This is a genomic window from Desulfitobacterium sp. LBE, from assembly GCF_007830365.1.
In the GTDB taxonomy this organism is placed as follows: Bacteria; Bacillota; Desulfitobacteriia; order Desulfitobacteriales; family Desulfitobacteriaceae; genus Desulfitobacterium; species Desulfitobacterium hafniense.
Genome location: NZ_VLKD01000001.1, coordinates 4,745,442 through 4,747,776, shown reverse-complemented (window position 1 = coordinate 4,747,776; position 2,335 = coordinate 4,745,442). Strand labels below are relative to the sequence as shown.

Below are 2,335 nucleotides of genomic sequence, written 5' to 3'. Positions count from 1 at the left end.
AACCCTTGCATGCGTCTTTTAATTTCCCCTGATCACCGCCAGGCTGCCGGAAGCGGACCCTTGATGAGGGGCCGGTCCGGTGCCGGGCGGAAAAGGGGGAAATAGAGTTATGGATAGCAGAGCAGGAACCGGCCAAGGGCCAAGGAGAAAGGCCCGGCGGAATCCATGCTGACCGCCGGGTTGAATATCAGCCTGTGTGATGACGGTGCACTTCAGCGAGCGTACGTGAAACTTATCATTCAGGACTATGAAAGCAGATGCGGAGTCAGGTTTAACCTTTATGAATTCAGCAGCGGCGAGGAACTGCTGGAGAAATTCAACGAAAACCCTAATCTATTTGATCTTTTCTTTCTGGATCACCGGATGAAAAAGATCACCGGTCTTGAGGCTGCCTCCTCTATAAGGCAGCGCAATAAAGCGTGTCACATCGTTTTTATAACGGCGTCGGAGGAGCAAGAGGATTTTGCAGCCGTGTCGCCGCTCCGGGTCTTGAATAAACCGGCCCAGCCAGCAGCCATCTGGGACATCCTGGACAAGGTCTCGGCAGAAAAAGTAAGCTGCAGTCATAGTGGATGATGAGCCCCGCCTTTTGTACAGGAGCTTCACGATTCATTACCGCCTGTCAAATTCGACACCAGTGTCGAATTTGACAGGCGGGGAAATCGAAAAATACCCACTATATTAAATTATACTTTCTAAAACTGGTGGATTTGATTATGATGAAGGCGAGGCGTTGAGGGAAATATAGGGAAAGGTGCCTTGTCTAAGTCGTTTTTTCCGTCTTTACCGACGCCGCTTGGGCGGCAAGGTCAGTGGCGGTTGACATTCGCAAGGATTTAGGATAATATAAAACAAACTTTATATTATCCTAAATCCGCGCAGGAGGATGTGTCATGAATTATATAAAAAGGAGCCTTGAACGCAAGTTCCTGCATATGAGCAAATTTTTCAAGGCGGTGCTTGTAACAGGCGCAAGGCAGGTCGGCAAAACCACTATGCTTAAACATTTGGCCGAAGGGCAAAACCGTACCTACGTCACACTGGATAACTTAATGGCGCGAAACCTGGCTAAAACCGATCCTGTACTGTTTTTTCAAACCTACAAGCCACCTGTCCTCATCGACGAGGTGCAATACGCGCCGGAGCTCTTCAGCCAGATAAAAATCCTATGTGATAGCAGCGAGGAACCGGGCCTTATTTGGCTCACCGGATCACAGCAATTTGAAATGATGAAAAACGTGCGTGAAACTCTGGCAGGCCGAATTGGCATAATGACGCTGTACAGCCTTTCCAAAAATGAAAAAGATGGTATAGAATTTGAAAATTCCCTGGATTTTTCTCCGGAATGCCTGTTTGCACGGCAGCGAATTGCTGAAAAAAACGATGTGCTCAAAGTCTTTGAACACATCTGGCGGGGCGGCATGCCACAGGTGCTTCATGCCGACGCCGAACAGCGGCAGGAGTATTATAACGCCTATGTCAATACCTATCTGATGCGCGATGTCGCCGAATTGGGCGGCATTACCGACTCACTGCGGTTTGCCAAATTCCTGACTGCCTGTGCCGCGCTCACCTCAGAGCAGGTGAACTACAAAAACCTCAGCGAAGCGGCGGACATTTCGCAGCCAACAGCAAAGGAGTGGCTGCGGCTGCTGGAAGGGCTGGGTATCGTCTACCTCCTGCAACCCTACGCCAATAATGCATTCAAGCGTCTCACCAAAGCCCCTAAGCTATATTTCTGCGATACCGGACTTTGCGCTCACCTCTCCATGTGGCTGACCCCTGAAACATTGATGAACGGCGCGGCCAGCGGACACTACTTTGAAAACCATGTCGTGGCGGAAATGCTGAAAAGCTACGCCTATTCCGCCTCGAAGGCGGTTATCACTTACTTCCGGGACTCCAACGCCAAGGAGATTGACATCATTGTCGAAGCAAACAACCAGCTTCACCCATTGGAAATCAAAAAATCCGCAAGTCCCAACAGCCGTGAGATCAACAAGTACACCATTTTGGATAAATCGTCTATCAAGCGCGGCCACGGAGGAATCCTCTGCTTATGTGAGGAAGTGGTACCGATCGATGAGCAAAACTGCTTTATCCCCTGCAATCTGATATGAGCCAGGAGGAGCATAACAGAAAGAAACTATTCATTAGAAAAGCACCCTGCTTGCCTTTGACTAGCAGGGTGCTGAATTTTGGAACGGATACGGTGAGGCAGCCTCTTCGCAAGCAGGGGGATCTGCCGGAAGTCTCCAGGATTTTGCTTTACACCGGTCGCTCCATAAGCTGCGCGGACAAAACTAACGCGAAAAACCCTCCGCTCCGAAAGGTG

At 49.9% G+C, this 2,335-nt stretch carries 2 protein-coding genes and 1 pseudogene; 2 read left to right on the top strand and 1 reads right to left on the bottom strand.

The genetic code is table 11. The features are described 5' to 3' along the window. Positions 1–165: 165 nt before the first annotated feature. Both DESLBE_RS22405 and DESLBE_RS22400 read left to right on the top strand, forming a co-directional pair. Positions 166–576: a response regulator gene (locus tag DESLBE_RS22405; protein WP_058491096.1), complete on the top strand. Its 411-nt coding sequence runs from the start codon at positions 166–168 to the stop codon at positions 574–576. A gap of 317 nt (positions 577–893) precedes the next feature. Continuing rightward, complete coding sequence (locus DESLBE_RS22400) at positions 894–2,120, top strand: ATP-binding protein (protein WP_005816160.1); 1,227 nt, start codon at positions 894–896, stop codon at positions 2,118–2,120. A 26-nt stretch (positions 2,121–2,146) separates the two neighbouring features. Here DESLBE_RS22400 and DESLBE_RS26835 read toward each other — a convergent pair. Further along, positions 2,147–2,335: pseudogene (locus DESLBE_RS26835) on the bottom strand (hypothetical protein); the annotation flags it as partial.

What these genes read in the sequence shown, in the direction of transcription:
- DESLBE_RS22400 (WP_005816160.1), top strand. Translation starts at nt 894, where the DNA reads ATGAATTATATAAAAAGGAGCCTTGAACGCAAGTTCCTGCATATGAGC.
- DESLBE_RS22405 (WP_058491096.1), top strand. Translation starts at nt 166, where the DNA reads ATGCTGACCGCCGGGTTGAATATCAGCCTGTGTGATGACGGTGCACTT.